The organism is Terriglobia bacterium, assembly GCA_020072565.1.
Taxonomy (GTDB): domain Bacteria; phylum Acidobacteriota; class UBA6911; order UBA6911; family UBA6911; genus JAFNAG01.
Genome location: JAIQGI010000115.1, coordinates 1 through 6372, shown reverse-complemented (window position 1 = coordinate 6372; position 6372 = coordinate 1). Strand labels below are relative to the sequence as shown.

The 6372-nt window shown below is 60.1% G+C and carries 3 protein-coding genes; all 3 read right to left on the bottom strand.

Features of this window, described 5'->3' with window-relative positions; genetic code table 11:
• The coding region (locus LAP85_29345; protein MBZ5500518.1) for a hypothetical protein at positions 1-3483 on the bottom strand (3483 nt) is incomplete at its 3' end.
• Position 3484: 1 nt separating this feature from the next.
• The gene (locus LAP85_29340; protein MBZ5500517.1) at positions 3485-4801 is read right to left on the bottom strand and encodes a hypothetical protein; all 1317 of its coding nucleotides are present in this window, start codon (positions 4799-4801) and stop codon (positions 3485-3487) included.
• 303 nt (positions 4802-5104) lie between these two features.
• The coding region (locus LAP85_29335) for a hypothetical protein (protein MBZ5500516.1) at positions 5105-6372 on the bottom strand (1268 nt) is incomplete at its 5' end.

Genomic DNA, 6372 nt, shown 5'->3' with positions numbered 1-6372 from the left:
ACCGATGGCGTTGACCTTTGAGCGCAGGCGCATTTCACCAGTCGCGATGTCCCCTTGAAGCCCCTTTATCTCTTCCTCAACCGAAACCTGCGTCCTGGCGGGCTTCTCTTCGACTGGACCAGTCGGCGGGAGTTCTTCGGCGGGTCCGCGCGCCTGAGTGCCGAGGAAACGGCCTCGTTCTCCTTGCGGGAATTTGTCCCCGAGCACTTGCACAACCGCATATCTGGCGTTTTCGGTTCGCTGCCGCTGCCATGCGCCTTGGGACGGCGACCACTTGAAGCCCCGCGATTTCAGTTTGATGATCGTCGTCGAGTCGGGCTTGGCGTCAAAGAACAACTGAATCCGGTTCGCCTCGGCATTGTCAACGATGTGGCCACCCTCGAATTCCAGTTCGCCGCCCGGTGTTGCACGGGTCTGCTCGATGCCAGAAACACGCGCCTTCATGCGTTTGATGTTGGCGAGGTTGTTTTGCAGCTGGTAGTCGGCAAAGCCCACACGCCCGGCGTAATCGGGTTGAAGCACCTTGGCTGCGGTTTCTTTGCTGATGTCCAGGAGATTTGCGATTTGCTCTATCTTCTGCTCATCCGTGAGTCCCTTCTTGCGGACAATGGCGTTCGCCAGCCGCATGGCTTCCTGGTGCTTCTCGGCCTTGTCGATCTTGGCTTGGAGCAGGTCCGGAGCGTTTTCCTTGTCTGCGGAGATTGGAGCGTTAGGGCTGTGCCGGCTCAAGGCGCGGTCGAGGTATTCCTTTGCCGCTTCGTATTCGTTCACCGCTTTGCCTTCGATCGCGTGGGCGCGCTCTGGGTTGCCTCGGTAATTGCTCCGGCCTGTCACAGTCCACGGCGGCGCAACCTCGCGGGCGCGCGTGAACTCCTTTGCCATGTTCAAGCGTGCGGCCCGCAGTCTGGATAGGGCGTTTTCCACGTCCTCCGGAATCTCATTCACGCCATAACGCTTCAAGCGGTCGATGGCCTCCTGCCTCCATTGGGCCGACTCTGCGTTGAATGAGGCGTTCTCTTTTGCAAGATCCTTCGGGAAGTGCGAGAGGCGATTGAAGCGCTCGACGTCCTGCGAGGTGAATGGCCCCGCCTCGGTTGGCTGGGGCTCCGGTATAGTCCGCGCTTCCTCTGGCCTCTCGAAGAGCGGCCCCTGAAGCAAGTTTGTCTGCTGTGGCGCCGGTCTCAATTCTCCCGGCTTCGGCGCAACCCGTGGCGCTTCCTCTCTCGCTACCGTGCCGCCTCGAAGCGCAAACGGTTCTTCCCCGAATAGCTCCTTTGTCTTTTCGTCGCGGTAGCGGGCGAAACCTTCTTCACCCTTCCATGGACCTGTTACGACCTCTCCCGGTTCTGTCTTTCCCTCAGCGACAGCAATCCTCCCTTTGAGGTTTTCCATCGCAGAATCGAGATAATCGAAATGATCCGAATCTGCTTTCATTGCGTGTTCCCATATATCCTCGGGATACCCATACTTCGCTTTCAATCTTGTTATCCAACGATCTGCGTAGTCCTGTGTTTCATATAGCTGTATTCTCAGTTCATTTGCATCCTCTTTGACTCCAGGTTTCCTCTTCTGAAAGTCAAATATCCGCGCAAACCCTTCCTCGCCGGGTTCCCTGATCGGCGGTTTTTCCTCGCCGGCCATCTTGAACTCTTCGGGCCTGAACTCCGTCTCTCCCAGCCTGCGCTCAAGTTCCTCGATGTGCGCCTTGGCCTGCTCGAGTTCGCGAGCTTCGGCAATGTCCTGGAGGCCGGCCCTGGCCTTCTTCGGGTCTGCCAGCGCCTCAATGAGGCTGTCGGGCAAGTCATAGTTCTGGTAGCCAAGGTTGCCGAGTTCACCGCCGAGTGTGTCAAGTCCGTGCGTGGCGCCGTTCTTCTGCACGGCAAGTCGGATCCCCTGCGGCACACGCTCCTGCCAGTCGGTCCACAACCCGGCCTTACGGATCTTCTCGGGGTCGATCCCGCCAAGAGACTTGATCGCATTGACTAGGCTCTTGCTCGGGTCGAATGTGGATGCGCGCCTTGGACTTGGCACGGTAATGGTTTCAACGGGCGCAAGAGGCGTCGGCGCTGCGGTTGCCGGCGGCTGCTGGACTGCCCTTTCCATCAAGGACGTCGTCGCTACGGGCTTCAGAGAGCTGATTTCGGCGGGCGTGAGTTCTTTCAGCTTCGTCATGAGTTCTCGGGCCTGGCCTGCCGTAAGTTGGCTGATTCTCCTTCCGGCGACACTCTCTACGACACTCGTGGGGATACCTCGATCATTGGCGATAGCGAAGACCGTCCTGCGCTGCACGTCGAGCATCGGTGCGTTCGGGTCGAAGGTCGCGCGAGGCAGATTGACGCCGGGGAGTGTCGCTCCGGGCTTTGCGGGCAACGTCACGGCTCGCGCGGGTTGTTGAGGAATCGGGGCAAGAGGAGCGGTTGCGGTCCCGGTCGGCTCATTCCCAAGAGCTGGCTGCATCGGAGCATTCATCTGCGCCCTGATCGACTGCTGCGGCCCTGGGAACGGACCCGCAGCAAGGGTGCCGGGCATGGGTGCTTCCGCTTGCGGCCTGGCGGTTGGCACGTTCGCCACCACGGGCCTGACACCGGGAAGCGTTGCGGCGCGCATGTCGGCCATCTTCAACAGGTCGGCGCGGTCCTTGGGTTCGAGCGCTCCGGGCTGGTCGATGAACCTGCGGATGCCCTCCAGCGATGGGCCGTCAAGATGCGGGCTCTGGATGCCGGCCTGGAGACGGTCGACCATTCCGCTGTAAGTTTGCCCGCGCTCGCGCAGGGATCGAGTCCCATGGCGCAGGAAGCCTGCCGCCATGAGACCGTCAAACACCGCTTGCGTCTTGCCTGCAGCGGCTCCAGCTTCGTCGCCGGCCATCTCGGCCTTCTTCGCTTCTTGCCAGCCGAGGATTCCTTGCCTTACGGCGTCCCCTGCAAGGAGGGTGGTGTTCAGAAATCCGAGAAACTCCAGGTCTGCCGCTGTCAATGGCCCGAGAGCGGCCATCAGCGCGATATTCTGCGGCGTGGTCATTCCCTCCAGCGCCTTCAGCGCCCCATGCAATACGGCGGGCTGTTGCGCTTCCGGGCCTGCCGTTCGCCTGATCGGGCGCGCCGTGAAGCCCCCCGTAGACATGACAGGTGTAGGCGGGCGATTCTCAGGCTCAGGTGCCATGTAAGGCTCGGTGATCTTTGACAGGGGAACCAGAGGCGTCGAGGGTATTTTCTCCAACTGCCGTACAGCAACGTCGGTTCCGGGAGTGCGCCTTGCCTGCCTCACAAACGGACCACCGCCAATGGTGAGCGTTGGTATCGCGCGTGCTGCAGGTGCTGGTGCTACCGGCGTCGGGACGGTCTTGCTCTGCATCCAAGCATCGGGGTCCGGGAGGGCTGGGGCCTGCTTCTGTTGCAGCCAGGTTTCGGGATCGGGAAGGCTCTGCGCTTTCTTTTGGCCCAACCACACATCGGGATCGGGAAGCTGATTCTGAGTCACCATGTCATCGCTCCACTATCGTGTAGCCTTTTTGTCTGAATGCGGCCTCGGCCGTCGCGTAGTCCACCCTGTTTTCGGTGGCGTACTGCTGCACCACGGCCCTGGGCACGGTCTTCGCTGCGCCAGCTGCGGGCGGTGCCGCTCCTCTGCCTTGCTGCGGCTGTCTGGTGACGGTCTGCACCGGCTTGGCCGCTCCGAACCCAAGGAATCCCCCAGGCTTTCCTTCCCCGGGAGCAACGAAGGGCTGTTCGTTCGCCATGAAGCTCTCGAACAACGTGTTGAGCAGGTCGGATTTCTGCTGATCTTCGAGGTCATCGAAATTCGGGTTCAGTTTCCGTGCGGCTCCCAAGGCTGCCTCGAAGTTCCTTCTGACCGCCTCGGCGTTTGCGCCGGCCTTCGTCGCCCGGCTTTCAATCTTTGCTTGAATGAACTTCATTCGCCCAGTGATTTCCGCCTGTGTGTAGCGATTGCGCTTGTTGATCTGCTCCTGGGTGAAGGCTGCGCGATCGAGTCTTGACTTGTTCAGCTTGTCGAGCGCGAGTTGAGCAACCTTGTCGCCTTTGGCCGCACGCATGGCGAGTGCAACCTCAGTCGGGGTCTTGTCGAGCTGTTCTTTCTCGTAGGGAGTTATGGGCTCCGTTCCTTGCGCCTTCTGTTCGGCGCTGGTCGCCTCCGCCGTGGCCCTGCGTTCCTCCAGCGGTCTCAGTTTCTTCTTGTGCTCCTCCTCGGCCAGCTTCGTCAGGTAATCCAAATTCTCCGCCCCGGTCATGTTCGAGGTGATCCACTGCTGAATGAGCGGCTTCGCGGCTTCGTAGGTCGGAGGCAACTTCATGATTTCGTTCGGATCGGTGATGAGTTTTTCCTGAATCGCCTGCCGCACTCCGGCGTGATAACTCTGATCGTCAGTGACCGAGGCGGCGATCTGCGCCTTCCGTTTGGCCTGCGTGCTGTGGAGGTTCAGTTGCTCTTGCGCCTGCTTTAACTGCGCCTCGCTCATACCGGCCAGTTTCGCGTCGAAGTCCATCAGCATCCGCACACGGCCATTCTGAGCAAGTGTCCGTCTCACGCCCTCGTGGTCAGTCGAGACATTGCCCCGGTCATCCACGGTCGTGTTGAGCTTGATGGCGTCGTTCAAGGCCTTTTCGTTGGCAGCCTGCTCCTGCATCTGCTGGGTCTGCATAGTCTCCTGCTGCAGTTGCTGGCCCTGAATCTTGCCTTGGCCGATCATGTTCTTGAGCGTGAGCACCTGCCCGACCTGCTCCATTGGATTCGGTATCACGGGCGGCCGTACCTGCATTGAAATCGATGGGTCGATAGGCATGGGTTATCTCCTTCCGAGTGAAGTCATTGAATCGAAAGTTTTGCAAATTGAGTCGATGAACGCCAAGGCCCGCGCGCCTCTGACGTTCCGCAAAACTTCGTTCAGCGGTTTCGTCATCCAACTGCACCCCGGAACCCTATCCGCAAATTGAATGCAGTCCAGGATGACGCCTTCAAGTTCACCAGGGTCGCATTCCGCAATGCACTTTCCAGGATCGCTCAGCAGGATGCTGCAGTTTTCGAGCCGAACCTCGTCGAGTTCTCTTGTGAAGTCTTTGCACATGTCCTTTTCTCCTTTCCTTTCTCATGACCAGGCGCTGACTGCATATGCCTGCCCGTTGACCTCTTTTTGGCTGCCCGGCTTATCCGGCGGTGTCGGGCGGGCCATCAGGATATTCCGCAGGTTGGTGACGGCGTAATCCGCGCCGATGTACTTCACGCGACCGTCTTCCTCCGTGCGTCTCAAGTTCTGCATCTCGCGCCAGAGATTCGGACACCGCTGCCGGGAGATGAAAAGACGCGGCGCTCCCTGCTCCCCGGTAAAACTGTTTTTGCGCTTGGGCTCGACTCGGAGATATTCCTTGATGAGATCCAGCCCCACACCTTCCGAAGCCCTTCGCGCGAGGACCGTAGAAATTTCCTCTCGCCGCAGCGCGGCTGAAATGCTGAGGATCTCATCCATGTTTCGCCCGTCGTCGGCGCCGGAGTGAAGCCGGGTGGCATCTTGCTTTCCGTAGGTCGCGATCAGGTTGCGGATCGCCCGGGCGTTTTCCTGAAGCGGCTGGTTTGCCTGATAGTGCTCTTCGAGACCGAAGAAATTGCCCTCCCAGTCAATACCGGCCTGCAGGAATGCGGTTGTGGCGCCGTGGTTGAGCGCAGACACTTTCTTGAGCGGCAGGCAGAACTCCACCCACTTATGCAGGTCTGCCGGATTGATGTATCGATCCAAATTGTGAACGGCCTCATTCAGCTCCGGGAACACCTGATCCCCCTGCGCGAGCGCTTTTACCAGTGCGCCGGCTGCCGCGTTGATCAGGTCATCGTGACCGTTCGGGCCGTGGTCGATGCTGTCTTTCCCGCCGCGGGAGGTCCGGCGCTCCAAGTTGCACAGCTGCGCGATCAGGCGCGGGCTATCGAGAAGCTCAAGCCTGCCCGAGTTCAACGGCGCCAGCAGTTCCCGGTAGATGTCAGACTTCGCGGCCTCGGAGGTCTTGTACTCCACACCATGCTTGCGGAATTGCTCTCTCGGCCACTCGCCGGCGTACCTGTCGCCCTCAACCTGGTACACGTGATAACTTTTCAGCACTACCGCATATTCTTCGGTGACTGCCTCGGGGCTGAAGGGAGGCTTGCGCTCCCGCACACAATCGAGCACACCCTTGCCATCCTGTTCATGCGAAATCGCCAGGGTGAAGGAGTCCTGCGAGCCTCCGGACGGATCGACAAAGCCCGCATACCGGACGCCAGCCATGAAGGGCAGTTCGAGACGGCCGGGGACCCGGCAGGCTTCCACGGCTTCGCGCGCCACGAAGGTTTCAATGTCGCACCTGAACAAGCCGCCCCACTCGGCAG